A 25,769-nucleotide genomic window follows, 5' to 3' on the forward strand; every position below is an offset into this window, starting at 1 on the left:
TCGTTAACCACGAGGTCATCCCTAAGCCGGTTGAGTTGTCGGCCGAAGCGCTGCAAGGCTCCGAAAGCCTTGCTCACGATCCCGCGAAATCGTTGCTCACGATCGTCTGAAATCTCTGCTCACGATCCCCTGAAATCCGCGCTCACGATCCCCCGAAACGCGCAGTGCAGCGTCTGCCGAATGGCTTCTGTGCGATTGATGGGGAGATTTGGCAAGATGAGACGACGTTTCGACCGCCTCATCTGCGTCGCGTCGCATATGTATTTCAGCTACCGATCCTCTCTTCTCATTTGTCGGTACGACGCACCCTTTTATACAACGCGTCAAACTCGGAACCGACACTGATCGATTTTGATGGTGTGGTCGAATTGCTCGGCTTGGCGCCACTGCTCGAGCGTACGCCATCACATCTTTCCAAGACCGAGCGGCAGCGACTTGCCCTTGGCAGTGCGCTGCTAGGCCAGCCTCGGCTACTCCTGCTGGACGATCCACTCATTGTGCGCGACCGCTCCGCCAAATGCGAGATCCTGCCATTTCTCGAACGCATCCTGCAATCGCTTGCGTTGCCGATGATCTACATCAGCCATGACATCACCGATATCGAACGTCTCGCCGATCATCTCGTCATGATGAAAGATGGCACCGTGACTGCGGCCGGTCCGCTCAATGTCACCCAGAGCGACCCGGCGCTCGCCAGCCGCAGTGAAGCGGCAATCTGTCTGGATACTATGGTCGGCGGTTATGACGGGCGCTACGGGCTGGTCAAGCTCCGCCTCAAATCCGCGCGCTTTCTGATACCAGCAGTACCGCTAAGGCCGGGCGCAAGGCTGCGGCTGCGCATCGCTGCCGGCGACGTCAGCATTGCGTGCGAACCTCCGCGCGCAAGCTCTATCCTCAATGTATTTCGAGCACGCATAACGGCCTCTCTGCCGCACGGCGATGCTGAGGTCACCTTGGTTCTGACCCTTGAAACTGGCCACTCTGGCGTGCCGCTTTTGGCGCGCATCACGCGCCGCTCCTTTGATGCCCTACGGCTCAGTATTGGAGCGGAAGTATTCGCGGAAGTCGCGCGCGCCGTTCCGCTCGGGCTGCCGAGCGGTGGCTTGCAAGGCCTGCCACATCCCCATGAGCACCTTGGACGGCTATGTCTGGACGCGAGAAACACACCAGCAAGATCGCGGCCATCATCGATAGTCTAGATGAGATAGATTCGAATAGCGCTCCGGGCAGTTCTTTACCTGCCAAAGACGATCTTGAGGCTACCTGCCGATTCCGCTTTGGATGTCGCGCAGCGAGGCGTAGGCATCACCTTACAGGTGCAGCGGCACTCGAGGGGGGCACACACATTATGCTCGCAAGCGAACGTTGCGAGGGGAGAACAGATCTCGATTTCCCAACCGTTCGGCAGCAGAACAATCCGGTCTTGACAAAAACGGTTGCCGAGGCTGCGCCCGCCGTCTCCCGGGCGCTTCGCAGCAGGACCCCATCTCCTTGCGATCAGCAAATTCGCCAAACAACGGGAATGAGCTGACCGGACCTGCGCGCCGAATCGTTACGATAGCCAGGCGTACCGGACTTAACAGACGTTCCGAAAAACATGCCTTGCGGCCGGCGCCGTTCAACCCCAGCTGCGGCTATTGGTCGGAACGATACCGGGCGGCGCACGCCCATCGAAACCCTTCGCTATTTGCGGAAGCCGCCTTAGCTCCCGCGTCCGCTGCTGCGCCGCCTCGATGCCTTGCGAACGCGCCGATTGTGGACCTTGAACGGCACGACGTCGCAGTTACCAGCGGCGAGCGCCAAACTGCCATAGCCCGGCCAGGCCGGCTGTGCAGTGCCTACCGGTCGGGGACGAGATTGCTTCGGTTTAGGTCTGGCTGCCGTCTTCCCGCCAACCGCCTAGCCAGCGCCCGTGTACTTTCGTGCTCAAAGGCGCCTGTATCCAAGCCGCTGGGCTGGTCTTGTTGCGCCAATTCTAGGTCTAAGAATGCGTGGCATATGGTTTGCTCCACCAGTGAGGTCACGATCTACAAAAGCAAGTTTGTGAGGACACCATGCTCGGAATTGGAAGTCAGTTGCCGCCATTCGACATCACAGGCGTGAAGCCCGGTTTTCAAGCGCAGGAAGAGGAAGGGCAGAGTGCGTTTGAGACGCTGACCGAAATGAGCTTTCCGGAGAAATGGAAGATCATCTTCTTTTACCCAAAGGACTTTACCTTCGTCTGCCCGACAGAGATCGCAGAATTTGCTCGGCTTTCCAAGGAATTCGCTGACCGAGATGCGGTTGTACTGGGTGGCTCGACTGACAACGAGTTCTGCAAGCTTGCTTGGCGGCGCTCACATGTCGACCTGCACAATCTACCAATCTGGCAATTTGCCGACACAAAGGGAACGCTCGTCGATGGCCTCGGGGTGCGTTCACCCGAAGGGGTTGCCTATCGTTATACCTTCATTGTTGACCCCCAAAACACGATTCAGCACGTCTATGCGACCAATCTGAGTGTGGGCCGCAGTCCTAAGGACACACTCCGCGTTCTAGACGCGCTGCAAACCGACGAGCTCTGTCCCTGCAACCGCGAAATCGGCGGGGAAACACTGAAGGTTGCGTGACGCAGCATGTCGCCGATCGAACAAATCTACGACAAGATTCCCGATTTCGCGAAGGATGTCAGGATTAACTTGACCTCCTTGATGACCGATGAGACGCTTTCGCCGCGGCGAAAATACGGGGTGCTGGTAGCGAGTGCAGTTGCCACCCGCAATTCAGCCCTGATTGCCGCGTTGGAATCGGCAGCCTCGGGCGTGATGACATCTGTGGCGATCGCCGCAGCGAAAGCTGCGGCCTCCGTAGTGGTAATGAACAATGTCTACTACCGCTTCGTTCACCTCGCTTCCAACCCAGAATACAAGACGATGCCGCCGCGGCTGCGCATGGACGTGATTGGCAATCCCGGCGTGGACAAGTCCGATTTCGAGCTGTGGTCGCTTGCTGTCTCCTCCATAAACGGCTGCGGTATCTGCATTGATGCCCATGAGAGGACATTGAGAGCCGCGGGCGTCAATTCGGAGACGATCCAGACCGCCGTGCGCTTTGCTGCGATCACACAGTCAGTGGCGATCGCACTCGAGGCCGCTGGGCCTGCCTCCCCTCAGGCAGGAGACTGATCTTTTCTCTGCCATCAGATCGACGGCATCGTGGCGCTACTCAGTGGCGCCACAACGAGCCTTTTGCTGCTTATCTGCATGTCACGTCTTGCGTCGCGTTGCGATGACGGGTGTCTTCTCAAACAACCCGGCGCTATGCAGGTGACAGTGAGCGCGCCACAGATACAGTGAGATTGCGTCGGCTAACGCCGCACCACCCTTCGCTCTGTCATCACCCAAACTTGAACAGAACACCATATCCGCCGCGCGGGTGGCTCCATTCGATGTCGCCGGTCGGCTCGGCGATCACGCGGCAGGTACCGCATTCAATGCAGCCATCAACTGTAACTTCGACCTGGCCGTTGTCGTTGAGCTCGTAGCATCGCGCCGGGCAGGCCTTCAAAAGTGTGAGGAGCTGCGGCGATGGCGTCTTGTGCGCACGTACCCTGACGTGAGGGTGCCCGGCGTCGACAAGATAACGGTTGTAGTACAGCTTGTCTTCGACGCGCACGGAGGGTTCGACATTCATGCTTTTGCCTTCCACTGTTGGACTTCACACTGTCGCGATCACCGCCAGGCCCTGGCAAAACGGTAAGCATCGCCGACCAGACCTGACCATGACCGCGTCTTGACAAAGGATTTGAGGCTCGCCTTCTCCTTCTCAACCTTGGGCGTACCATCGACGCGCACAAAGTTCTGCATCGCCTTGGAGATAAGCTGCGGATAAGTGAGAAAGAAATTTTCGGAGTGGGTATGCATGAGGGGTGGCAAATCCTTGTACTTCTTGAGATCTTTGATGACGAAAGAATCGTCCAACATCTTTTTGTAGATTGAGAGATTTGTTGCACTCATCGGTTCGCCGCGCGATTTGACCAGACCTATCGCTTCGGCCGCGATACGGCCCGATGTCATCGCGAGATTGGAGCCCTCACGATGAACGGCATTGTTGAGTTGGGCGGCATCGCCCACGACGACCCAGCCCTCCCCATAAAGCTGTGGGATCGATTTGTAACCGCCTTCGGGAATGAGATGCGCCGAATATTCCTTTACTTCGGACCCTGCTATCAGTGGCGCCACAGAGGGATGCCTTTTGAATTCATCGAGCAGGCCATACGGCGTTTGGCCCGTGCGTTGGAAGTCGGCGACGAGACAACCGATGCCAAGCGAAATGCACTCTTTGTTGGCGTAGATGAAACCCATCCCGGTCATGCCGCGGGAAATGGTACCGGCAGCCTCTATCACGACGCCTTCATCCCCCTTAAGATTGAAGCGTGCTTCGATGGTTTCACGGGGCAAGAAGTGCATTTCCTTCACCGCGAGCGCAACGTTATCGGGTGCCGGACGGGCGCGCAGGCCCGCACGCGTGCCGAGCAAGCCATTGACCCCTTCGGCCAGAACGACGACGTCAGCATGTATCTCGCCGTCACGGCGATCTGTACGAACACCGACGACCCTGTTACGATCGTCCTGCGCGAGCTCTGTGACGGTGGTCTCGCAAAGCACGATCGCGCCAGCTTCCCGCACCTTTGAAGAAAACCATTTGTCAAACTGGGCACGTATAATCGTATAGCGGTTCGGCCTCTGCTCGTTGAAGTCCTCCGAACGGTAGTGCATGCCGACATGCGAGCGATCGTCCATCATCCAGAACCGCTGTTCGATCAGGTGGCGTTCGAGTGGCGCCTCCTCTCGAAACTCGGGGATCAGCTTTTCCATCATGTCGGCATAGAGGATGGCCCCCTGCACATTTTTCGATCCGGGATATTCGCCCCGCTCGAGCTGCAGCACCTTCATGCCCTGTTTGGCCATCGTCAATGCCGCCGCGTTGCCGGCCATACCGGCTCCGACCACGATCGCATCGAATCTCTCTTCAATCATCAATATCTCCTCTAGACCGCGATCCTGGCGCGCGAATCTGGCAGAAGCCGCGCGCGAAATGCAGCCGTCAGGGCTGGCAACAATTGCATAGCATCACTGACGATCGCGAGATGGGCGAAGTCGAAGATCGGAGCGTTTTTGTCCGTGTTAACGGCGACGATCAGATCCGCGCCCTCGACGCCGACCCGGTGCTGGATCGCACCGGAAATGCCCGCGGCAATATAGAGCTTCGGCCGGATGGTTTTGCCTGTCTGACCGATTTGCCGGTCAGACGTAACCCAGCCCTTTTGCACGAGAGGACGCGAGCAGCCATATTCAGCCCCAAGCAGAGCTGCGAGCTCGCGTACCAACCGGAAGTTCTCAGGCGATCCCAGTCCAAGGCCGCCCGCAACCACAACATCGGCATAGGCCAGAGTGGAAGTTTCTGCATCGCGGTCGGGTAGGAAGGACAATACTTTCGTGACTATATCGTCTTCTACAAGGCCGAGCGGATGAACGACGATACGAGCGGCATCGCGCATAACGCGTGCAGGCATCGGCATCACTCGCGGGCGGACCGTGGCCATCTGCGGGCGGTAATTCAAGGTATAGATTGTGCAGAGCAACGAGCCGCCAAAAGTTGGCCGCGTCGCCGCAAGTGAACCGTCGGCGTCCACGTCCAGCGTGGTGCAGTCGGCAGTAAGCCCCGTCGATAGATTCGTCGCCACGGAACCTGCGAGATCGCGACCAAGCGTCGTGGCACCCAACAGTAATATCTCGGGCTTGTAGGTGTTGACGAGTTCGGTGAGCGCTTTCGTATAAGATTCGTTGCGGTAATCCGACAACACATTGTCGCTCACGAGATAGGCCAGATCGGCGCCGTAGCAAAAGGCTTCAAGTGCGGCGTTGCGTGTGTGCTGCCCCTCCGGACCGACAACGACAGCGGCAAGATTCACCTTTAGCCTGTCGGCAAGACCACGCCCCGCACCCATGAGCTCCCAGGAAACGGGATGCACTTGGCCCCGCTCCAGCTCGACGAAGACCCAGACGTGCTTGTACGACTTGAAGTGCTCCGGCAGTTCTTTTTTGGCTGCTCCGCGGCCGGCCCCTGCTGGCATCGCCGTTTTGCTGACCTTGCTCATAGTCTAAATTCCTCTCGACGATAGGCGCGCCCGCGCCACGGGTTGCTTTTTCGCTTTCGTTAACCGAAGTTCACTTTTGGCCGGCAAGTGGCTGGCTGCTCTGCCCGCCTGCGCGCTCGGACCAGTCGCACCACAATACGCGTCGTCGCAATTGGCGCACCCATTCGGCCGGCTTTGGAGGGATCCTGCAAACTGAATCCTTGGGTGCCGGGCTCGACGAGCGCCACCGTGGCCGGCCAGGACGAGGTGATCCTGACCGGCCACTTCCATGCCTTAGTTGACTAGTCCGTTCGCGGCGCCTCGCCGGTACCATCGATGGAGGTCCTGGCAAGGCTTCTGTCACGCGACCGTGCCGAGCCTCCAGCGCTGGCACTCCGTGTGGGAGGAGGGCACCACTTTTCGTAGCGCAGTTTCTATCTGCGATGAGATGCAGACACATTTGAGCGGGATCGGGGGCCGATTTGATGCGGACGCTACTGTGCATAGCCGCCGCAAGAGCCGCGCGAAGGGGACACCTATTATTGACTACCATCTCACCGTCACTACGAAACTGCGACCGCGTCAAAGACCGTTGCGAACAGACCTGACGGCATCGTAGGCCTCGATATGATGCCGCAGGGGGGCTCGGCAGGCAATGTAAGCAGCATCATGGGTCCTCCTTCAAACTCACCGCGGGCGCCACCATCTGTCGGCATCGATGATCAGATCAGCAGGACAACAGCAAGTGTCGTACCAGTTGCAAAGACGATTGAAGTCAGTGGGACGTATTGGCTTGCGCCACACATCAAACAGCTGCTGATACCTGGTCACGAATAATCCGGACATGGGTCGGGAATACGACAGCCGTTGGCCGGGCCATGACTAAGAGACTTGCCGCGATAAATAGAAAGCCGCATTAACGGAGCGCCTCGGCGTCCGCCGGACAGACTTCGCTTACAGTGGAACGCTAGGTCACTTCAACTCGCTCAAAGGAACGAAGGCCGCAGCCTTCTTGGAGTCTGAGACGGCATCCTTCAAAACCTTGAACACTCGCTCGTCGATCGGTGACGATGCCACGAAATCTCCATATGCCCGTTCCAGCATCGCCTTGCATCGAGTTCTGATTTCCGGCTCTGCGGCACCAGCAAATTTCTCCTGTGCGAGGTATTGTCCCATGCGCTTCAAAATGTGAAGGCGCGCGACATTCACGATCTTAGGGTCGTACTCGACGCCAAGCAGCGAAAAAAACTCCTCTGCCGATGAGGCCTTGCCGAGTCGATCTAGAATACCGGTTGCTGGGGATGAGCTGATCATCGAATATTCTCCTTCGGTTTAGCTCTGGTGAGCGCCCACATTGAGCGGATCCGAAACAGTAACGACAACGCGCCCGCGGGTTTTGCGGTTGCGCTCAATCTGATGAGAACTCGGTGACGGCGCGGAAAGACTTCTCATGACTGACACCTGAAGTTCGCGGGCCCGGTATATCCTAACACTTGGTTGACCTTTTCCATCGTTAGCTCCTGATGACTACACAGCCCGAAGACGGCATGGATATTGTGGCAAGGGACCACATATTTCATCGACACCCTTGCGTCGACCCTCGCGTCGGCGCCTCTTTCCCGGGTCCGTGCGGCACTCCATCATGGTAAGCGGAAGATCTGCTTCGATAATTGCGCGGACGCGATGTTTTTGTTGACCGCGCCCGCCGTTACCGCCGCAGTCTTTGTGATCCTAACGGCCGACCTAGTGCAAGAAGTCACGCTTCTCTTTATGACCTTGTTCAGCAAATGCATCGTGGCAAATGCGACAGCGCTATGAGGCCGAACGCGTTGCCCTTTGGTGCGACAGGTCCGTTGCGGCGCACCAACACGGGTGAACTGTAGCCTAGCACTCGATCTTGCCGCCTTAACCACACGGCCGTCCGCTCGCATCCAAGTTGGTGATCCGCGCCCTCCTCCGACCTGCGGCCTACAAATGCGGTGAAGCCTTTTCGGATAACGATGCGACTGCGGTCTCTCCTGGCGTTTCAGATGCCCGGCCGCTGGACACAGCCGGCCATGCTGCGGCCTGCAACAGCAAATCGCGCCGACGCTCGGCCATCCGGCTCTCACCGCTTTCTTCACCGAAACAGATGTTGAATTCGTTACATTGATTGCACACGGGTGTCGTGCACATCGCAAGGCCTTCGTCCTCGCAAAGCATGCGGTAGAAGAAGCGCTTCCAACGCATATTGTTGACATTGCTCGCGGCGAGCGGCGCGAAATGCCGGCTCATCACGAGCGAGAGTTCGCCACGATCACGCAAGCCGAGAGCTTCCCAAAGATGGTCCGGCTCCATGGCGCGGCGCGCGATCATCGCAGCCAGCCACCGGCCGATATCCCCTTCCGTCGAGCGATGCTTGAGCAACAGATCGCGAAGCATTGCGATCTCCTCATCCTCTTCCCGCTTGAAGGGCGCGGCCTGCTCCGGGGCCCTGATCCCGGTTGGGAGAAAGTGCTGCTCCAGTAAGACCGCCAATTCAACGCCGGACAGGCCAACTTTCTCAGACAGACAGCCACCATCCATCGTGGCAGCCGCCAGGATAGACGCCAGGGCATGGCGATCGAGATTGCTGTCGATGGCGATATCGGCATTTGCAGGATGTTCACCGGTGAGCAGCCGGTAGGTTGAAATTCCCTTGTGCAACTGGCTATTGGCGTCAGCAGCACAGGCAGTCGTGAACGGAAGGACGTGCGACTCGGACATAACTCTGCGGTTTTTCACAATGCGTGGTTCGTCACGGCGCACTCTGGTTTTCGCGGCCGATCGTCAGTATGCCCCCCCCCCGGGAAGGGGGGTGAGGGAGACCGGCATCTGTCGCTCGCCTTCGCAAGGCGGCGACTCGCGGCCTTTACGAGGCTGCGAGTTCGGCGGCGGTTTTGCCGATGATTGATTCATCCACGGCCTTTATAATGCCATGCTCCATCAGCATGTCCTCGAGCTCATCCATTGAGATCGGGGTCGGGATGATGCCCTTGCCGCCATTATTGTGAACCTTGGCCGCTAGTTTCCGATAGTGATCAGCCTGCTTGGAATCGGGTGCATATTCAAGCACCGTCATGCGACGCAGCTCTGCATGCTGCACCACATTGTCACGCGGCACGAAGTAGATCAGTTGAGTGCCAAGCTTCTTGGCCAACGCTTCCGCCAGTTCCAATTCCTTGTCGGTCTGCCGCTCGTTGCAGATCAGGCCGCCCAACCGCACCCCACCTGAGTTCGCGTATTTCAGGATCCCCTTGGAAATATTGTTTGCGGCATACATTGCCATCATTTCACCAGACATCACGATGTAGATCTCCTGCGCCTTGTTTTCGCGGATTGGCATCGCAAAGCCACCGCAAACAACGTCGCCAAGCACATCGTAAGAAACATAGTCAATGTTCTCGTAGGCTCCGTTCTCTTCAAGAAAATTGATCGAGGTGATGACACCGCGGCCGGCGCAGCCGACACCTGGCTCAGGGCCACCGGACTCAACGCAGCGAATGTCCTGGTAGCCAACCTTCATTACGTCCTCGAGCTCTAGATCCTCCACGCTGCCGGCGCTCGCGGCAAGACTCAAAATCGTGTCTTGAGCCTTGGCGTGCAGAATAAGGCGAGTCGAGTCCGCTTTCGGATCGCACCCTACAATCAGGATCTTCTGACCCATCTCTGCCAGCGCCGCTAGCGTGTTCTGCGAAGTGGTGGACTTGCCGATTCCGCCCTTCCCGTAGAAGGCGATTTGTCTTAGTGAAGCCATGCTGCTCTCCATCAACCGATTTGCCAAACGTTGCGCGCTTCTTTTGCGAGCTTTGCTTCCCTCGCAGAAGCGGGGGCACACGGGTTCAAGGGAAGGAGCGCATCGCTCGCCTTACACGTCGGCGTGCACTCAGCCCTCACTCAGTGTTGCTGCCGCTTATCAGCAACAGCCGTGCCAAGGTCTAACCCGGCACCTTAAGCTTCTGATTACGTTTCCAAAAGCAACCAGCCGGCGCGTGATCGTAGGCTGTTTTGGATCTGACAAGATCTGCCCGGCTGTCAGACAACGAACAAACAATCGCAAACATGAACGCCAACAGCCAAATAGGCTGACTTAGCCGATGCCGCCATTGTGGAACAGAACTTGCTCCCGCTCGCGCAAGCTCAGCCATGTGAGGAGTAAAGATGCCGGACGGAGTCAAAATGAGACGGGCCAGCGGCTTTGCAAATTCGCTGAGGGCGCACCATGCGCTGATATTGACGTTGACTGTCAAGAACTTCGAATGGCTCCCGGGAAGCAGCAGCCCTGTGCTATTCGCCCAGCATAGCACGCCTACATAGGTACGCCGTGGCTACAATCATCTTTTATCAGAAGCCCGGCTGCGCCACGAACGCGCGTCAGATTCAAGCGCTAAAGTCCGCCGGTCATGACGTGGTCGTCCAGGACATCTTGAAGGAGCCATGGCATGCGGACGAATTGCGCAGCTTCTTTCGCAATATGCCCGTCGGCTCCTGGTTCAACCGAGCCGCGCCTCGTGTCAAGTCGGGCGAAGTCAATCTCGATTCTATCGACGCGGCGAGCGCACTCGCATTGATGGTGAGTGATCCACTCCTGATACGACGACCGTTGATCGACTTAGACGGAATACGATGTGCCGGGCTCGATCGCGAGCCCGCGCTGTCGCTGCTTGGCCACCAGACGCAGGAGCATCTCCAGGGATGCCTGCACCAAGCAACTCGCACGCGCTGCCCGAAGATGGGATCAAGCGAATGAGCCTGTTCCGGACGATCACACCAGAAGAATGACGTTCTCGACTTGCGGCTTGCTTGGCGCGAGTATTTCCTTTAGCAAAACGTGTTTCGCAGCTGTGATCCTGATGCAACTGAGCGGCACGATCGCTCCCATATTTGATTGGTATCAAATCTTTCGCCGTTCCTTATGTGTGAGAGACCTTGCGCGGCTTCTCGCGCGACTTTTGGAATGGAGAATTCGATGAGAGCAAGAACAGTCCTGGCAACTGTATCGGTCTTCGCGCTAGCGACCTCGTTGGCCAGCAACTCGGTACGTGGTGCTGATCTGGGTCCGGCGCCGGTCTACTATAAAGCTCCCCCTATTGAACCCCGCAACCCGTGGATGATCCGCCTGCGCGTGCTTGGCGTTTTGCCGGATACCGCAGGCAGTTCTGTCAACGTTCCAGGGACGCCGTTGCTGTCATCACCCAACTCTGGGCTTTCGATCAGCGATCAAGCTATACCAGAGCTCGACATCACCTATTTCTTCACAGCTAACTTAGCCGCCGAACTCATTCTCGGCGTGACCAGCCATCACGTCAGCGGCAATGGCGCGCTCACAGGGCTCGATATCGGCAAAGCCTGGCTCTTGCCTCCTACACTGACCCTGCAATATCACTTCACCGATTTTGGGCCGCTTAAGCCCTATGTCGGCGCGGGCATCAACTACACTGTATTCTTCAACCAATCGGCAGCCAATACTTCGCTCGCCGGGCTTTCCGTCACGGATCTAAACATCAAAAACCAATTCGGCGCGGCAGTCCAATTCGGTTTCGATTACATGCTCGATCGCCACTGGGGCCTCAACTTTGACGTTAAAAAGCTGTGGCTGCGGCCGGAGTACTCGGCCACCTTAAACAATGCGATTGCCGTTACGGGCCGCGCCCATATTGATCCATGGCTCGTCAGCGGCGGCGTCGCTTACAAGTTCTGACGTTAGAGCAGAGCCAGAGTGGAGAGGCCGTTTGATAAACTCGGATCCCAGCAGGATCATCGAGCTCGTCTCCTACTCTCGCCGGACTGACACGGAAAGCCGGCTGACGCGCCATCGACGCGTCAGCTCGCAAGAGAGGGAACCGCTGGCGTTGCTCGCGCTGCAAGTTACGAATCGCGCAGCACGTGAGTAACATTACACAAACGTCGACTCAGAATATGATCATACGTCTGTTTCGCCACGCTTAAGACCGAAGCCATTTTCCCATTTGCCTGATAAGAAGGCGATACGCCGCTGACAGCCTAATCTTGGCCGCGAAGTGCCCGGTTAATCTCAGACGATCCGCCCCCCCAACGTCGAGCCGACCATGCTAGCTAACCCGGCAAGCGGCCGCCAAGCGACGCCTCTAGCTTCGCTTGAGCACTATCACAAGCCGGTCGACACGTTTGCCGTGCTTGAGGTGGGATATGACGATCTCGTCGACATCCTCAGGCGTGGTCGCGCGATACCAGACTCCGTCGGGATAGACAACCAGCAAAGGACCAGAGTTACAAAAGCCAAGGCAGCCCGCAGTCGCGAAGCCAATATCGTCGAGGCCTTGCGCTTCGATCGCCTTGCCCATTCGATCCCACAGAGCTTGCGCGCCGGAGGCGCCACAACTGCCGTGGGGATGGTTTGGCGGACGCTGCGTGTTGCACGCAAAGACATGGTGCCTATAGAGTTGAGGGAGATGAAATTCTTTTTCTGAGTTCACGCGCCTATCCTCTGATAGTGAATTTTAGCTGTCGGGATGAGATGTGAGCGCATAGCCGCCCGCAATGTCCAACGATGACCGTCCATTGGCGCATGGACACCTGCTGACACCAACTCCCGCTTGCGAAGGCAGTCGGAATGGTCGGGCGCCTTACTCGCTGTCGTCGCTGAGATGAGCGATAGGCACCTTCACGTCCGAAGGTCGCCTGCTGATCAATGACAACCTCTTCTCCCGGCATCGAGACCTCTCATTCATGCAACAATCCCCCCGATCAAATTTCTCGAAGAGCAAGTTGCACACCAAATGCGTCATAGCGCGCCTCACAATTGAGGGAAGTTGCGGCAATGCCGACGTTCTCGCCGCTATCAGCGATTGAATGCCCATGGCCTCGCTCAGAACAATAATGTCGGCCGGAGAGACGGCGTCGCCCTCGATCTGTTCACTCATCAAATCGCGGTTACCGGTTCGCTCAACCCGGCCCCGCCGTTTCCTGCTTTAAGGTATCGACAGCAGTTCGGCTCAACCGGAATACCCCGCGGCCACGAGCGAGCGGCTGATAAGCCGAGCTGGCACGGGTGTTGAGGACATCGAACCACCCGTTCGGAGTGAGCTTCCCTGGACGCTGGTCGATTTGTATCACCCGCCCATTCGGGGCGAAGCGGACGTGGATGATGATTTGTTGCAAGCTCATACCGATTCCTTATTTTGGCCGCTTACGATCACGAGCTGACACCCGACAAGCTCGACTGTAATGTGGTCGATTTCGAATATCTTAGCGGGACTCCTTCACGTGATTGCAGATGCGCGTCGTAGCACTGCTCGACCATGCGACACCACTCCAAGACATCATCGGTAGGCTTGCACAGCACTGCGCCGTATTCGGCCGGCTCATTGCTCACGGCCCAACATTCCTTTGGCCAATGCGATCCCGGTCGCCCGCGTTGAGTGTCGAACTCACGCATCACGCCCCGCCCGCGGCGCAGCTGGACAAAGGGACCCATGCCGTCGCTATCGGCAGCAAGCAGCCGTTCGATCTCGATCAATTCCTCGGTCGTGATCGCCATCGTCGTTCTTCTATCCTCGGGGACGGTGGTCCTTCATTGCCAGAACAGGCGCTCAGGATCCGCATTCAATTCGTCGATTGCAGGGATCAAGCGATGATAGAGGCTGTAAAATTCCCAGACTCCCCCCGCATGATTTTTGCGAAACAGCTTCCAGATCCCGGTCACGCCATCATAAAGGATCAGCGCGACATCGACGAGCGCGCCATCCTTGTCGATATTGCGCGAGCAGCAGGGACTCTCGATGCAGTAGCCGCCCCACACGGGCGTCACGTTTGGCGAGACGTAGAGATAGCGCTTCCGCGCGCTCAAGCCGCGTTCGATCCGTTTGCGATCAAGCTCGTTGGGATGACGCGCCAACCCCGGTTTTACTTTCCTCATCAGTGCGGAATTCATGATGAAAGCCTCCCTTCAATGCCTTTTGATGTTCTCTTGAACTCCAGCAGATGAGCAGCTCCTCACCAAAATCAACGATAAAGATAGGCTCATGCGCTTTGTTGTTGAGAGTATCGATGACGGTCTGGCGGCTCGGCCTGGCGGCGAGCGAAGCTCCGTCCGTCTCCGTATCGACCGATGAGCGGTGCTTGATCAGGTCGGCTGTCGGCTTACCCCGCTGGCCCCACCAATATTTTGGAAAACCTCGCTGAGTCATGACTCCTCCGGTAGTGGCAAATCATCGACCTCCTCGCCTGCATCCACTGGCTCAAGTTCCTTGCGTTTCATGCCAACGCGGTAGCCGCTTTCCAAAAATTCCACGCCGTAGATGTAGAATTGCTGCAAGAACGTGCCGATCGAGACGACGTAGCCCACCTCCCCCTTCTTGACCAAGACGTCTCCGATCTCCTTGCCGGGATAGGTGCCATCATTCCGGATGACGCGATTGGCGCGAAGCTTTTGGCCAAAGCTGAAGGCGGGTGGGTCGCTTAGCTCGACGGCGTCGCTATCCCGGAGAATTCTGTTCATATTTCGCTCCTCATGCACCGACGGCGCGGGGGCACGCCGAGGGGACACTCTGCTCCGCATCACGAGGCGCCCTCGAGCGCCGAAATGTCGCCAGGCTGTGCTGCCCGCCAGCAACAGCCCCATCGCAGGAATCCAGAGCGGCCACCGTCCGTAAGAGCAGACGCCGGCGCCTGCGGAGCCGCCAGTTCGCAGCGCGACGTTTGGGACGTGTTCAGCACCAGCGATTGCATTGCCGGTCAGGCTCCACACTTCAGACGGGCGCCTGGTAGCGAGGCAAGGCCCTGTCAACCACGCAGGTGTTGTCGACCGGACAGGCAGCGGCACATTGCGGTTCGTCAAAATGCCCCACGCATTCGCTGCATTTCGCCGCTTCAATGACAAAGTTTCCCCCCTTCTCCGAAATAGCAACGTTCGGGCATAAAGGCTCGCAAGCTGAGCAGCTCGTGCACTGCGAGGCGATGATTTTGAATGGCACATATTCCTCCTTACGCCGCAGAGATCCGATCTCCAGGCCAACGCGGGGGCACGCCGCGCTGCACATGCTGGATCTCCCCGCGCTTTACTTTGCCGACATAGGCCCTGAACCAAGCGATCGTCGACTTCTCAATGTACTCATAGGCGAATTGATCGACCGGCTCGATCCCAGCCTTGATCAGGCCGCTCTTGGGGCAGCCGCCGATCTTAGCCACGAAGACCGCGTGGCAGTCACGGATGTCGCGCATGATCACGGATAGCCTATCTTCCTCGCCATAGCCGGCCTGGCAGTAACCCTCCACACGACGTAGCCCGACGAACTTGGCGCCGGATGTGGAGAGCTCGTACAGTTGGAATTCATTTGCATGTCCAAAGTGCTCGTTGATCAATCCCGAGCCCTTAGTTGCGACGGCTACTAGAACAGTGATCGCGCTCATCTCTCCGGAGACTCCCGCCAACTCCTTTTGACCGGCCGCGACTTTGGAGACGCGCTCATTCTCTACCCTTTTTTGATAAGCCTTGCGCATCTCCAGGTCATAATGGACGTCCATTTTCATCACCTGATCACTGGTGAACTCCGCGCTGCGATCCTCGCCGAGTAGACCGACCGCATCAGCGCGGCACTGCCGGCAATGCCGCATCATGTTTATCTTCCCTTCGCAAGCATCTTGCAGCGTCTTCAATTCTTGAGCCGTCGGACCGCGCTGACCGTTGAGGCCAAATGCTGTTCCGTGCTCGGGTACGGAGATCAGCGGCATGATATTGTGAAGGAAGGCACCGCGCGACGTGACCGCCTTGTTGACCTCGACCAGGTGGTCATCATTGATATTGGGGATCATCACCGAGTTGATCTTGCACAAAATGCCCCGTTCGCTAAGCATCTCGAGCCCTTGAAGCTGGCGATTGGTGAGTATCCTTGCCGCCTCGATGCCGGTGTATCGCTTGTGGTTGAAGAAGATCCATGGATAAATCTTGGCTCCGATTTCAGGATCGACCATGTTGATGGTGATGGTGACGTGGTCAACTTTGGCCCTCACGATGGTATCGACATAGTCTGGCAGCGCTAGTCCGTTGGTTGACAGACACAGCTTGATGTCAGGAGCAGCCTCGGTGACCAACGCGAGCGTTTTGAACGTCTTTGCTGGATTGGCCAGGGCATCGCCGGGACCAGCGATGCCAAGTACCGTCATCTGCGGAATGGTCGTCGCGACCGCGATCACTTTTCTCACTGCCTGCTCAGGGGTGAGCTTCTCGCTCACCACACCCGGACGCGATTCATTGGCGCAGTCGTATTTTCGGTTGCAGTAATTGCACTGGATATTGCAGGCAGGTGCGACCGCGACATGCATGCGAGCGTAATGATGGTGCGCATCCTCGCTGTAACAGGGATGGTTTTTCACCCTTTCCCAGATTTCGACCGGCAGATCGCCTCGGCCGGCCTGCGAGCCGCAGCTCGCCCGCCCGGTCTTCGCCGAAGCGCGGCAGCCCTTATGCTCGGTTATGGACTGCATGATCTTCCCGCTATTGACCGCTGCTTTGATATATTTTCCGCGCTCCACGACCGAGATCACTCCCCTGCAAGCATCGACGCCCACAGATCATCCTAGAGCGCGCTTCAGGAAGATTAGCAACTTGCATGCCGTGGCGAGGATGATGCGAATGCAACCACAGTACACCGAGTAGGCGCAGCGATAGCGTTGGCACTTGCAAGACAGCAATGATGAGCTTGTTGGCAAAGCGACAGATGCGTCGCCATTCTCACTCGGGGCTCCATCTCGTGTGCTTTTCACTCTCGCGGGGCTCGCCCCGATCCAGCTCATCTGAACGGGCTTTCGCGCGCTGCCGCTCTCAATTGGCCCGATCCGAACTGGGGAAGCCGGACATCATAAGGCCAATACTAGGGCAACACGCGTCCGAATATGACAGGCAGCAATGAGGGCCAAAGATGATGGTGCAATCGCCTTGTCCCGACTGGCTGAGTAAACCCCGCCTCATCAATGCCGTCGCGGCGGGCCGACGTTTGCTGATCTTGATATGCTGCGCCGCAGCCAGTCGACCCCCAAAGCCCCGAGACAGCGCCGACTTACCGGCGAATAAGCCGACCGATGCATCTGCTGTGCTCAGCACATCGCATTTTCAATTCCCTGATGCCAGGACGAGAGAGACGACAATGATCTCGGTCCCCAGGGCGGGCGCCAAGGTCCGCGAGAGTAACCTTTGCATCCGCCGCATCGACAGCGCTCATCTCCGTGAGCGCTTCATGGATCGTCGCCGCTCTCATCCCGCTTCTTCGCGTCGATTGTGATCGGTAACCGTGTGTCGCTCGCCATCTCGGGCAAATCGAGCACCCAACCGTTAGCGACTTTGATCCAGCCGCCCCATAGGGTCTCGTACTCGGAGGCCACGATTGACTCTTCGATATCCTTTTTTGGCACGTAGATTGACAAGCCCGTGTCCGGAGAGCGGCGGATCATGATTTTCACGAGGTCTGCTCCCTGACCGTGGCGCGGGAGCTGGCGCGCATGCGAGTCACGATATCTGACACAGCGCACACGGCCTCATCGACTTCGGCGAGGGAGGTTTCGCGCGAAAGAGAAAAGCGCACGGCGCCGTGCATCCGCCACGCAGGCACCTGCATGGCACGCAGAACATGCGATGGCTGCATTGAGCCCGACCTGCAGGCTGACCCGAGCGATACGGCGATGCCCGCCCGGTTAAGACGGTGGGCAATCGCTTCACCTTCGAGATGGTCGAAGGCAATATTAGTCGTATTCGCCAAACGATTGCGAATGTCGCCAAGCACAACGCACTCGCCATTGCGCAAAATTCCCTGCTCAAGGCGGTCACGTAACGCGCCAATGCGGATGCGCTCGGGTTCAAGCCGCTCCGCCGCAAGTTCGGCAGCTTTTCCTAGTCCGACGATTCCGGGAATATTCTCGGTCCCAGCGCGCCGCCCTCGTTCCTGTGATCCGCCGCAGATCAGCGGCTGGAATTTTGTCCCTTTACGCAAATATAACGCACCTACCCCCTTCGGGCCGTGCAGTTTGTGCGCGGATAGTGAAAGCATGTCGATCGTGCTGTCCTTTAGGTTTAAGCGTACTTTACCAATGGCCTGCACCGCATCTGTGTGAAATAGCGCTCCCGCCTCACGGGTCCACCCGGCCAGACACTTCACGGGAAATATCGTTCCGGTCTCGTTATTGGCCCACATAACCGAGGCAATCGCTGTGCGTGGCCCAAGCGCGCAGCGAAACGCCTCGATGTCGAGCCGGCCGCAAGCATCTACGGCAATAATGCGCGTCTTGACTCCCCTTGCCGCCAATTGCTCCGTTAGCGCAAGTACGGCGGAGTGCTCAACCGAAGTGGTGACAACCTCGTCTCGACCTTCCTGGGTTGCAAGTGCCGAGAGGATTGCGGCATTATTGGCTTCGGTCCCTCCCGAGGTGAAGACGATTTCGTGATCGTATGCACTACCTAGCAGGCCGCTCAAGCTTCTCCGTGCCTGCCTCACCGCAATTGCGACCTCGTTGCCAAAGGCATGCGCGGACGAGGCATTGCCGAATTGCTCAGTGAAGAAAGGCAACATGGTTTGCACGACGGATGGATCAGTTCGCGTCGTTGCATTGTTATCGAGGTAAATCGGCGCTCGATTCTCGCTCACTGCACCACCCCGCCTGCAGCAACAACGAGGACCAGGCGATCCAAACCTCCGATCTTACCTACCAGGTGCCCCTGAATCCCTTCTAGACTCACGCTCGGAAGCTTGTACGGCTTGCCAGCATTGTCGAGCCGCGCCAAGAGCATGCTGCTATCGTGCCGATCAGCTAACAGGCGCCAGCTTCGGCTTGGCGATTGGGTCCGATCTCTTCGTTCGCGCAGCGAACGGGACCCTCTCGCATCGTGGGGATCGACGAGTTCTTCAGTCGGTCTGGTTCGGCCGGTGTGGTTCATTGCCCTTTCCTTATCGCCTGATCAATGTTTCCATCAGCCGAATGATTTTCCACAGGAGCAGTTGGTGGCCGCGTTCGGGTTATGAAAGGTAAAGCCAGAGCTCTCCGGTGCCAGCACGAAATCGATGGTTGTGCCGGCCAGATGCTCTCGGCTCTTGCTATCGACAAACACCTTGAGCCCATCGCAGTCGATCACGGTGTCGTCAGGCTTTGGCTCATCGGCGATGCCCATCTTGTATTTGAATCCATTGCAGCCGCCTGCTTCGATCATGACGCGCAGACCACCCGCCCGCCGCTCCGAAGATGAAATCGCGCTCTTGATTGCATTGACTGCGCTATCGGTCAGGTTGATCACGTCTTTGCCTCGTCAGCTTAGGCCCAGCTAAGAGCAAGTCACGTGCCAGCGCGCAGACGCCTGATGATGCTCATTTCCGCGCCCCTTGGCTGGCAACGGATGTCGGGTTCCTGACAAGGCACGTAAGGCGGTGCCAGCCACCGGCGCGTTTTCTTTCCGAGCTTCACTGAACGCCGCCACGCAGGCGACGGCAGGCAATTTGCATCGCATCTGGCTCCGACAACGCGTCGGTGAAGAGCATAGATCAAGGACAGATTTAATGACCGCTATCGAGAACACTGCACTCGGCAGACTTGAGAAGGAGAGCCGCCTTCTCAACGCCGTATTCAAAGGCGCGACCACCAAGCCGGGCCGGTTCGGCTTTCGCGGCGACGTCGCACTAAAGTTCCAGACTCAGGTCGCGGACGAGAAACGACCGCCAGACTATTCCATTGAGCAGGTTCTGACGATCGCCCAAAACGGAGAACGCACTATCCCCGTGCTGGCCGGCTACCTACATTCCTTCGCGTATCTTGTTGACGTCGCGACCGTCCTCGACGGTGCCTTGAGCCCAATCGGCAGCTATTTCATTTTCTGCAACAACATCGATTTGCTGGCGAAGTATCGAGTTAAGCTCGGCGATATTAACTTCCACGTCTTACCCTGCGATGAATCCACGGTTTGGAAGGAGATGATGGACTTGGTCGGGCTGAACAAGGACGACATCAAGAAGCTCGATCCGGCCGGCAAGCTTGATTACCTCCTCGATGCCACAAGGGATCTCGATCTATCCTATGAGGAAATCTCGTATGACGACGGACTAAAGAGGATGGAGGCTGTGAAAAACCGCAACGAGAACCGCCCGGTCTGAGGGCGGTCTTCAGTTGTTGGCTCATGCATCGTCCTCCGCGAGATGCACACCGACGGCGCAGATGTCGCCATCCACAACTACCAACGCGATCGGCGTAAGCGCTCTACCTTGACATGGACCTTCGACGCACCGCCCGGTGCCGAGTTCGAAGGTCGAACCGTGCTTGCCGCACATCAGCCGGATACCGTTTGGATCGAGGAATTCGTTCTGCTCCCAGTCCAAATTGACGCTGTGGTGCGGGCATTTATTGACATAGCCAAGCACCTTCTTGCCCCATCGCACCACAATGATGGGCCACGGCCGGTGATTGCCGTCATCTTCGAGGACCATAAGATGAAATCCGATGGCCTGGCGGCTCGGAATGTCGTTAAAGCTGCAAATCGCATAGACGAGAGTTGGCTGCATAGGCTGCTCTTGCAAGACTTATGTCGCTGTGCAATTGCCCCTGCAATAACCGTACGAGCGCCGAAACGAATCGTGTCTGGTCATCCGACGCGCAAACTTGGCTATTTCAGCAGATCTCGTTGCACAGCGGCGTATATTTCAGACAAAGGAACATTGAGCCTTCTCGTTCCCTCCGTGCTAGCCGCAGAACTGCTGCTCCGCGCTCCGGGCTTGCCGGACGGCCAAACGCGGCGGATGTCGCTGCTGCTCGTTAATGGCCACGCCGCATAGCGGGGCCACGGTGCCCTCCGATGGCGTATGTCTCACGGCGTCGCGGCCTTCGCAGAAGAGCCATGTGCTCGCTTCCAGCCGGCGCAGGGCGCGCGCAGCGAGCGCGCGCCCCCTTTGAACTAAGACTGTTGCGCCCGCGCTTTGAACGGTCAAACGCCCATCACTTCAGGTTCGGTGTTGCTATTGCAGCCACCTTACTCCATGCGCGTTCGGCAACATGCACTTCAAGCAAGGTGACGGCTCATCGTGCAACAATTCGCTTTCGAAACTGAGTGTCGATATCACTGCTCTCAGCTTTCGAAAAATGGCTCAGGGTCGCCGTTGCGTTACTCCATGCTTAGCCCCGTGAGGACGCGCTCCAAATAGACTGACGGATCATCTTCGTCAGAATAGTCCGCCTGGACCGTCGATTCAGCGGCGGCATCATCATCCTCCACCTTACTAAGGTACTTCGTAGGCTTGCCTACTCGCTGCCACTGGTCGTTCTCATTCTTCGTCCACACCTCGGGATGCTGGTGAGGATCAAGCACCCAGTGATTTCGACCCACATGAACAAAACCCATTTCTGCTAGGCGGGGTTCCATGCCGGGCAAGCCTGGTTTTGACAAGATCAAGGGATCATCACCATCCTCTCTCAGCTGGTGCTCAAGCAAAATATCGCCCGCGTTCTCAACCAGGGGATGAGTGACCCGAAGGTCCACCACGGACGTGAGATCGTTGCGCCCAAACTTTTCCCGGAAGGTCTCCCCCTTGATCCGAACCGGACCTCCTGCTCTCAACAGGCCAACTGTTTCGTCACCCAATTGATAGCTGAAGAAGCGCACGGGCCTGGCTGGATCATAGTGAGTGGCGCTATAGCTGCCAGCAACCGTTGCTGCCCGCTCAGCTTTCTTTGATACGAAGTCTGAGTACTCTTGCGGATTAATGGCGATGTTCATGATGTCGCGGCCCAAAAATCTCCGCAGCCCTCGATCGAAGGAACGCTGGTCGATCTCAACAATGGGCGGACCGGAATTCAGATAGTACGCCCTTGTTTCAGATGACGACCCGCCTGGCTCCATACCTGCAAGTGTTTCCGCAAAGCGGGGGCTATCTCCCGGTTCATCAACTTGATTAGCGCTTGTGGATTGGCTGGATGAGCCAACGACTCTGCCATACATCAGATCGCTCTCCTATCGGCAACATTGCACGCGATTGAGCTCATGCCGCGCAAGCTCGCGTTCATAATATACAACCTAACTGACCACAACCTGACCTAAGCATCTGCCGGCGCTCGGAGGCTGCGGCTGCGCAATCCGCAAGCGAGTCACGCACCCGCTGGCCAGCAATCGTAGGCTGATGGCGTGCGATATTGTCCGCGCTTGATCATCAAAAATGTGACGTTCAACGGCGCAGATCTGCAGCACCGCCCTTTACTTTCGGTCGTCGCTGCCATTGACCAATGCAGCCGTCTATCGAGGATCGGCGGCGTGCGCGCAGAATTGCTGCCCGGTGCTTTTGTCGCGGCGTCCGCGACTGGCACGTGCTATTGCACTGTCATCCAATTCGGAGCAGCACCATCCGGTCCCAGGATAGAATCGCGAAGACACAGGTGCCACCATCACATGCGCTTCAACGCGATCGGCGGCTATGATCGGCCGGACAATTGTAAAACCCGTGGACCGCGGCAGACTTTCGCACCTGCCGATCCCGCAACCGAAGGCCACAGGATAGGATGAGCACGACTGGCTCCGAAGGAAGTGCCTATTCGGAAAACCGACTAGACGACCACGACGGTAATATGATCGCCCGCCCAAGGCCAAGTCGCTTTTCGACAAAACGCGGATCCTGCGATACGAGCGAGACTTGCAAGCAGGCGCCAGACAGCCGGTATGGCTTGCCTCGGGGCTGAGCAGCATTCGGCCATGCGCATCTCCGCTCGTTCCGTCTTGCCATTCAGGGAAAAAATCGGGCCATTCGGGCCGGCTGGCACGAGTCTCCGTTGCGGATTGACCTGATCCAGCGGGGCCTCCCTCCACGCGCTGCGGCGAACGGGAGATAGATCCCCTTCGCTCATGCAGCTGCGGCTGGGACGTGGGTCTGGCAGCTGGCCGGGCAAACCCTATCGCACGCACCGCAGCCGATGCAGGCGCCCTGATCGTTCAGAACCATAATCTTTTTTTCGACTTCATCGTCCGCGTCATTGTCAAGGTTGACGAGTTCGCCCTCCTCGTTGATGCCTTTCAAAGTCATGACATCTTGACCGCACACCTTGAAACAGCGGCCACAGCCGATGCACTTCTTGGCATCGATCGAGGCTAGGTATTGTGGCATCCAGTCGCGGCCGTCTCGCGTTGCAAATGACATGCATTGCCCTTCAAGTATTTTCCAGCTCTTTTAGCTCGCGACTCTTGCGCTCCAGTTCGACATAGACATCGTACGCCTTCTGCGCCACCGCCATAATCGACGTCCAGTTGATGGGCAATTCTTCCGAAAGGTCGTGCAGATCCATCTTGGCCTGTATCGCCTTGGCGGACACTTTCTTTAGTTCGGCCTTCAGTATTTCACTGATCGCCCATGAGTGAGTATCCTCAATAGTTAGCCACGTCTGGAAATTTCCGAATCAGGCCAATTCCCTCGCTGACATATCTATCCCCCTCTTGAGCCAGCTTGACGCAATTATCGAATCCGAAGCGATGCACGTCGCGCAGCTGCTTGTTTACGGCGACCAACCGCCCTGCGATGAGCACTATGCGCCCGAAGCCTTCATGATGCAGCTTCAGGATCGGCTGAACCATAATGCCGGTCTCCCTCTCTACTGACAGGCCGACCGCATTGAAGAACAACTCAAGCCGCCATAGTGTATTGGGATCGGGATCACCGATGATCGGCAATGCGCGTCGTCTCTCCCTGTTCAGGATATAGGGTTCGAGCAGATCAAGGTCGCTCTTCCCTTCCCAGGCTTCATTGGTATCCTGGGCGCGCCAAAGCTTGACTAACTCGATTAGAAATGGTGCGTCGACGACGCTGCCCTGCTGCGCTATTTTTGCGGTCATATCATCTCATTCGTCGAACTCAAACGATCGCGGTTGGTCCTTTGCAAGGACCTTGCGCAGCCAGGGAGGTGGCGTGCCCTTCAGCACCGACTCGAGCTTTTCCAGCAACACGTGAATGCTTTCCGGTTTGCTCACCTTGATAGGATGAATTTTGCTGGCCACCACTCGCGCAGCCGCGGCACCACCAATGGCCGCGACGTATAGGATGGCGCAATCCTTGATCGCCTGGATCTTTGGCGCCAACTTGTCACCACTGCCGTCCTCCTCAAGATCGCCCTCAAACTCGATAGCTTTAAGAAAGACATGCCCGCTGGGCGCGACATCGTAGATTGCAATATTCTTTGCCCAGCCAAAATGAGCATCGACGCGTCTCAGATCCTGAGTGGCAAAAGCGACCTTCATGCAATTGACCTTTCAGGCGCGCCAGTGGAGCGGCGATGCCCCACGTGTTGTGGCAGTCCGGGCGTGGTCCGCCACCTATCGGGTGTAGGTCGGTCGTTCTCGTCGCGATGCGCGATCACGAGATTGGCGATTTGGAAGATCACATTGCGGGTACCACGATAGCCGACGGATACTTGGTGGCCCGCGCCAAGCCGATCGAATATCGGAAAACCTACGCGATAGAACGGCACTTTCAGCCGCCCCGCCGCTTGCCTTCCATGCGAATGCGTGATCAGCAGATCGCAATGCTTTTCTTTTGCAAATCCTTCCAGATCTTCGAGGTCACCAATGAGAACCTCCTTGGTCCTGATTCGCTCGATCACCTCAGACTGAGTGGTCGTCACGGCGACGGTCACCTGCGCGCCCATATCGTGCAGCATGCCGGATAAATCGAACAGAAGGTCTGGCTCGGCACCGATCGCGACTTTGCGGCCGCCAATATGGAAGTGCGCGTCCAACATAGCATCGGCGAGCTGACTGCGCTGGCGTCGATATTTCGAGGGTATCGGGCGCCCGCTAATCTCGCTCAAAAACATCATGAAATCGTCGTTTGGATGAAGACCACACAGTCGCTCGAACACACGAAAAGGCACCCCGGTTTTAGTCTGCATGACCTCAGCCGCGCGCTGCATCTGCGCACCGATTGCAATGGTCCACCCTGCGCGCCCCATGCTCGCGATCTCGTCGACGTCAATGCCGCCGATGGTCGTTGACGTAAACTCATCGGGGATATGCCCGTCGAGCGATCCCGCCAAGTCAGGGAGAAAGGAGGGGTACAATCCGAAATCCTCCAGCAAGGCACGGAGTTCATCAAGGTCGCCGGGCGTCAGGTGACACCCCGGTAGAACATTTACCTTCGAGGGATCCCGCAGGCCATTGGCACTTGGCCGGTCCACCAGCACCTCCACCATGCGTGCAACTGCCTTCTCCCACCCATCCTGGAACGCGCCCTTGAAATCAGGCGTTGATACATATACGAGCGGCAACTTTGTGAGTTGCGGATACGCACTCCGGATTAGTTTGAGGTACGCTTCCACATCGTCGCCGTTGGTCTCGGTGACACCGGTCGAGCAGATTCCGATGATCTTCGGCTTAGCGCGCTTGGAGATGTTAAGTATCGCCTGCTCCAAATTTTCATATCCGCCGAGTACGGTCGCGACCTCGCTCATCGCGGTGGTCTGCAGCGGTATTGCTTCTTTGAAGTGCCGGACAAAGAGCGTGAGACCGAAGGATGTGCACCCCTGTGAGCCGTGCAGAAGCGGCATCGCACCGCGCAGCCCCATGAAGGCGTATGCGCCGCCGATCGGCTGGCTCATCTTCAGCGGGTTGACAACGCAGGCTTTTGTCGGCGCCGTGACCAGGGCCATGGCGACT

At 57.5% G+C, this 25,769-nt stretch carries 29 protein-coding genes; 6 read left to right on the plus strand and 23 right to left on the minus strand.

All coding sequences use genetic code 11. From position 1 onward, the window contains the following. The first annotated feature begins 164 nt into the window (after nucleotides 1-164). From J4G43_RS44995 to J4G43_RS45005, 3 genes are all read left to right on the plus strand, one after another. Entirely contained in the window at nucleotides 165-1,199 is a 1,035-nt protein-coding gene (locus J4G43_RS44995) for a molybdenum ABC transporter ATP-binding protein (protein ID WP_225005507.1), read from the plus strand. Nucleotides 1,200-2,054: 855 nt separating this feature from the next. Beyond that, complete coding sequence (locus J4G43_RS45000; RefSeq protein WP_011084586.1) at nucleotides 2,055-2,609, plus strand: peroxiredoxin; 555 nt, start codon at nucleotides 2,055-2,057, stop codon at nucleotides 2,607-2,609. 6 nt (nucleotides 2,610-2,615) lie between these two features. Next, complete coding sequence (locus J4G43_RS45005; RefSeq protein ID WP_208088699.1) at nucleotides 2,616-3,164, plus strand: alkylhydroperoxidase, AhpD family; 549 nt, start codon at nucleotides 2,616-2,618, stop codon at nucleotides 3,162-3,164. A 211-nt stretch (nucleotides 3,165-3,375) separates the two neighbouring features. Here the strand turns inward: J4G43_RS45005 and J4G43_RS45010 are convergent, their stop codons facing one another. The 6 genes from J4G43_RS45010 to nifH form a co-directional block, all read right to left on the minus strand. Next, entirely contained in the window at nucleotides 3,376-3,672 is a 297-nt protein-coding gene (locus J4G43_RS45010; protein ID WP_011084584.1) for a ferredoxin family protein, read from the minus strand. Nucleotides 3,673-3,710: 38 nt separating this feature from the next. Further along, nucleotides 3,711-5,018, minus strand: coding sequence for an FAD-dependent monooxygenase (locus J4G43_RS45015; RefSeq protein WP_011084583.1), 1,308 nt, complete (start codon nucleotides 5,016-5,018; stop codon nucleotides 3,711-3,713). An 11-nt stretch (nucleotides 5,019-5,029) separates the two neighbouring features. Further along, entirely contained in the window at nucleotides 5,030-6,139 is a 1,110-nt protein-coding gene (locus J4G43_RS45020) for an electron transfer flavoprotein subunit alpha/FixB family protein (RefSeq protein ID WP_014497958.1), read from the minus strand. 951 nt (nucleotides 6,140-7,090) lie between these two features. Continuing rightward, complete coding sequence (nifW, locus tag J4G43_RS45025) at nucleotides 7,091-7,432, minus strand: nitrogenase stabilizing/protective protein NifW (RefSeq protein WP_011084580.1); 342 nt, start codon at nucleotides 7,430-7,432, stop codon at nucleotides 7,091-7,093. Between the two features lie 654 nt (nucleotides 7,433-8,086). Then, complete coding sequence (locus tag J4G43_RS45030) at nucleotides 8,087-8,905, minus strand: nitrogen fixation protein NifQ (RefSeq protein ID WP_225005509.1); 819 nt, start codon at nucleotides 8,903-8,905, stop codon at nucleotides 8,087-8,089. 103 nt (nucleotides 8,906-9,008) lie between these two features. After that, nucleotides 9,009-9,893 (minus strand): nitrogenase iron protein, encoded by an 885-nt coding sequence (gene nifH / locus J4G43_RS45035; RefSeq protein WP_011084578.1) that lies wholly within the window; start codon nucleotides 9,891-9,893, stop codon nucleotides 9,009-9,011. A 567-nt stretch (nucleotides 9,894-10,460) separates the two neighbouring features. Between nifH and J4G43_RS45040 the strand changes: the two genes are divergently transcribed. Continuing rightward, nucleotides 10,461-10,886 (plus strand): ArsC/Spx/MgsR family protein, encoded by a 426-nt coding sequence (locus J4G43_RS45040; protein ID WP_011084576.1) that lies wholly within the window; start codon nucleotides 10,461-10,463, stop codon nucleotides 10,884-10,886. Nucleotides 10,887-11,093: 207 nt separating this feature from the next. After that, a complete protein-coding gene (locus J4G43_RS45045; RefSeq protein ID WP_018647470.1) occupies nucleotides 11,094-11,837 on the plus strand; it encodes an OmpW/AlkL family protein in 744 nt (247 codons plus the stop codon). Between the two features lie 406 nt (nucleotides 11,838-12,243). Here the strand turns inward: J4G43_RS45045 and J4G43_RS45050 are convergent, their stop codons facing one another. The 10 genes from J4G43_RS45050 to J4G43_RS45100 form a co-directional block, all read right to left on the minus strand. Continuing rightward, on the minus strand, nucleotides 12,244-12,591 hold the full coding sequence (locus tag J4G43_RS45050; RefSeq protein WP_035679057.1) for a (2Fe-2S) ferredoxin domain-containing protein: 348 nt from the start codon (nucleotides 12,589-12,591) through the stop codon (nucleotides 12,244-12,246). A gap of 719 nt (nucleotides 12,592-13,310) precedes the next feature. Next, a complete protein-coding gene (locus tag J4G43_RS45060; RefSeq protein WP_011084572.1) occupies nucleotides 13,311-13,655 on the minus strand; it encodes a hypothetical protein in 345 nt (114 codons plus the stop codon). A gap of 33 nt (nucleotides 13,656-13,688) precedes the next feature. After that, nucleotides 13,689-14,048, minus strand: a complete 360-nt coding sequence (locus J4G43_RS45065; RefSeq protein ID WP_018647468.1) for a DUF3024 domain-containing protein — start codon at nucleotides 14,046-14,048, stop codon at nucleotides 13,689-13,691. Beyond that, nucleotides 13,987-14,304 carry a hypothetical protein gene (locus tag J4G43_RS45070; protein WP_014497965.1) on the minus strand — a complete coding sequence of 106 codons (318 nt, stop codon included), beginning with the start codon at nucleotides 14,302-14,304 and terminating at the stop codon, nucleotides 13,987-13,989. The genes J4G43_RS45065 and J4G43_RS45070 overlap by 62 nt, the downstream gene beginning before the upstream one ends. Next, nucleotides 14,301-14,615, minus strand: a complete 315-nt coding sequence (locus J4G43_RS45075) for a nitrogen fixation protein NifZ (protein WP_028153326.1) — start codon at nucleotides 14,613-14,615, stop codon at nucleotides 14,301-14,303. The genes J4G43_RS45070 and J4G43_RS45075 overlap by 4 nt, the downstream gene beginning before the upstream one ends. A 250-nt stretch (nucleotides 14,616-14,865) precedes the next feature. After that, nucleotides 14,866-15,090, minus strand: a complete 225-nt coding sequence (locus J4G43_RS45080; protein ID WP_011084569.1) for a 4Fe-4S binding protein — start codon at nucleotides 15,088-15,090, stop codon at nucleotides 14,866-14,868. Between the two features lie 10 nt (nucleotides 15,091-15,100). Continuing rightward, nucleotides 15,101-16,600: a nitrogenase cofactor biosynthesis protein NifB gene (nifB, locus tag J4G43_RS45085; protein WP_210387757.1), complete on the minus strand. Its 1,500-nt coding sequence runs from the start codon at nucleotides 16,598-16,600 to the stop codon at nucleotides 15,101-15,103. A 747-nt stretch (nucleotides 16,601-17,347) separates the two neighbouring features. Next, nucleotides 17,348-17,572 carry a putative nitrogen fixation protein NifT gene (gene nifT, locus J4G43_RS45090; RefSeq protein WP_011084566.1) on the minus strand — a complete coding sequence of 75 codons (225 nt, stop codon included), beginning with the start codon at nucleotides 17,570-17,572 and terminating at the stop codon, nucleotides 17,348-17,350. Then, nucleotides 17,569-18,750 carry a cysteine desulfurase NifS gene (nifS, locus tag J4G43_RS45095; protein ID WP_208088702.1) on the minus strand — a complete coding sequence of 394 codons (1,182 nt, stop codon included), beginning with the start codon at nucleotides 18,748-18,750 and terminating at the stop codon, nucleotides 17,569-17,571. Before nifS ends, nifT begins: the two co-directional genes overlap by 4 nt. Nucleotides 18,751-19,073: 323 nt before the next feature. Then, nucleotides 19,074-19,394 (minus strand): iron-sulfur cluster assembly accessory protein, encoded by a 321-nt coding sequence (locus J4G43_RS45100; RefSeq protein ID WP_011084564.1) that lies wholly within the window; start codon nucleotides 19,392-19,394, stop codon nucleotides 19,074-19,076. 259 nt (nucleotides 19,395-19,653) lie between these two features. Here J4G43_RS45100 and J4G43_RS45105 point away from each other — a divergent pair, with 259 nt between their 5' ends. Continuing rightward, nucleotides 19,654-20,244, plus strand: a complete 591-nt coding sequence (locus tag J4G43_RS45105) for a hypothetical protein (protein ID WP_014497969.1) — start codon at nucleotides 19,654-19,656, stop codon at nucleotides 20,242-20,244. 21 nt (nucleotides 20,245-20,265) lie between these two features. Here J4G43_RS45105 and J4G43_RS45110 read toward each other — a convergent pair whose 3' ends face one another. The 7 genes from J4G43_RS45110 to nifN form a co-directional block, all read right to left on the minus strand. Next, nucleotides 20,266-20,649: a Rieske (2Fe-2S) protein gene (locus J4G43_RS45110; RefSeq protein ID WP_011084562.1), complete on the minus strand. Its 384-nt coding sequence runs from the start codon at nucleotides 20,647-20,649 to the stop codon at nucleotides 20,266-20,268. Nucleotides 20,650-21,245: 596 nt separating this feature from the next. Then, nucleotides 21,246-22,079 carry a host specificity protein gene (locus J4G43_RS45115; RefSeq protein ID WP_225005515.1) on the minus strand — a complete coding sequence of 278 codons (834 nt, stop codon included), beginning with the start codon at nucleotides 22,077-22,079 and terminating at the stop codon, nucleotides 21,246-21,248. Nucleotides 22,080-22,971: 892 nt separating this feature from the next. Continuing rightward, a complete protein-coding gene (fdxB, locus tag J4G43_RS45120) occupies nucleotides 22,972-23,265 on the minus strand; it encodes a ferredoxin III, nif-specific (RefSeq protein ID WP_011084559.1) in 294 nt (97 codons plus the stop codon). 10 nt (nucleotides 23,266-23,275) lie between these two features. Continuing rightward, nucleotides 23,276-23,437 carry a CCE_0567 family metalloprotein gene (locus J4G43_RS45125; protein WP_011084558.1) on the minus strand — a complete coding sequence of 54 codons (162 nt, stop codon included), beginning with the start codon at nucleotides 23,435-23,437 and terminating at the stop codon, nucleotides 23,276-23,278. 52 nt (nucleotides 23,438-23,489) lie between these two features. After that, nucleotides 23,490-23,954: a NifX-associated nitrogen fixation protein gene (locus J4G43_RS45130; protein ID WP_050995284.1), complete on the minus strand. Its 465-nt coding sequence runs from the start codon at nucleotides 23,952-23,954 to the stop codon at nucleotides 23,490-23,492. Between the two features lie 6 nt (nucleotides 23,955-23,960). Next, complete coding sequence (gene nifX, locus J4G43_RS45135) at nucleotides 23,961-24,356, minus strand: nitrogen fixation protein NifX (protein WP_011084556.1); 396 nt, start codon at nucleotides 24,354-24,356, stop codon at nucleotides 23,961-23,963. After that, complete coding sequence (gene nifN, locus J4G43_RS45140; protein ID WP_011084555.1) at nucleotides 24,353-25,762, minus strand: nitrogenase iron-molybdenum cofactor biosynthesis protein NifN; 1,410 nt, start codon at nucleotides 25,760-25,762, stop codon at nucleotides 24,353-24,355. Before nifN ends, nifX begins: the two co-directional genes overlap by 4 nt. Nucleotides 25,763-25,769 lie beyond the last annotated feature (7 nt).

It is taken from the genome of Bradyrhizobium barranii subsp. barranii, assembly GCF_017565645.3.
Classification (GTDB): Bacteria; Pseudomonadota; Alphaproteobacteria; order Rhizobiales; family Xanthobacteraceae; genus Bradyrhizobium; species Bradyrhizobium barranii.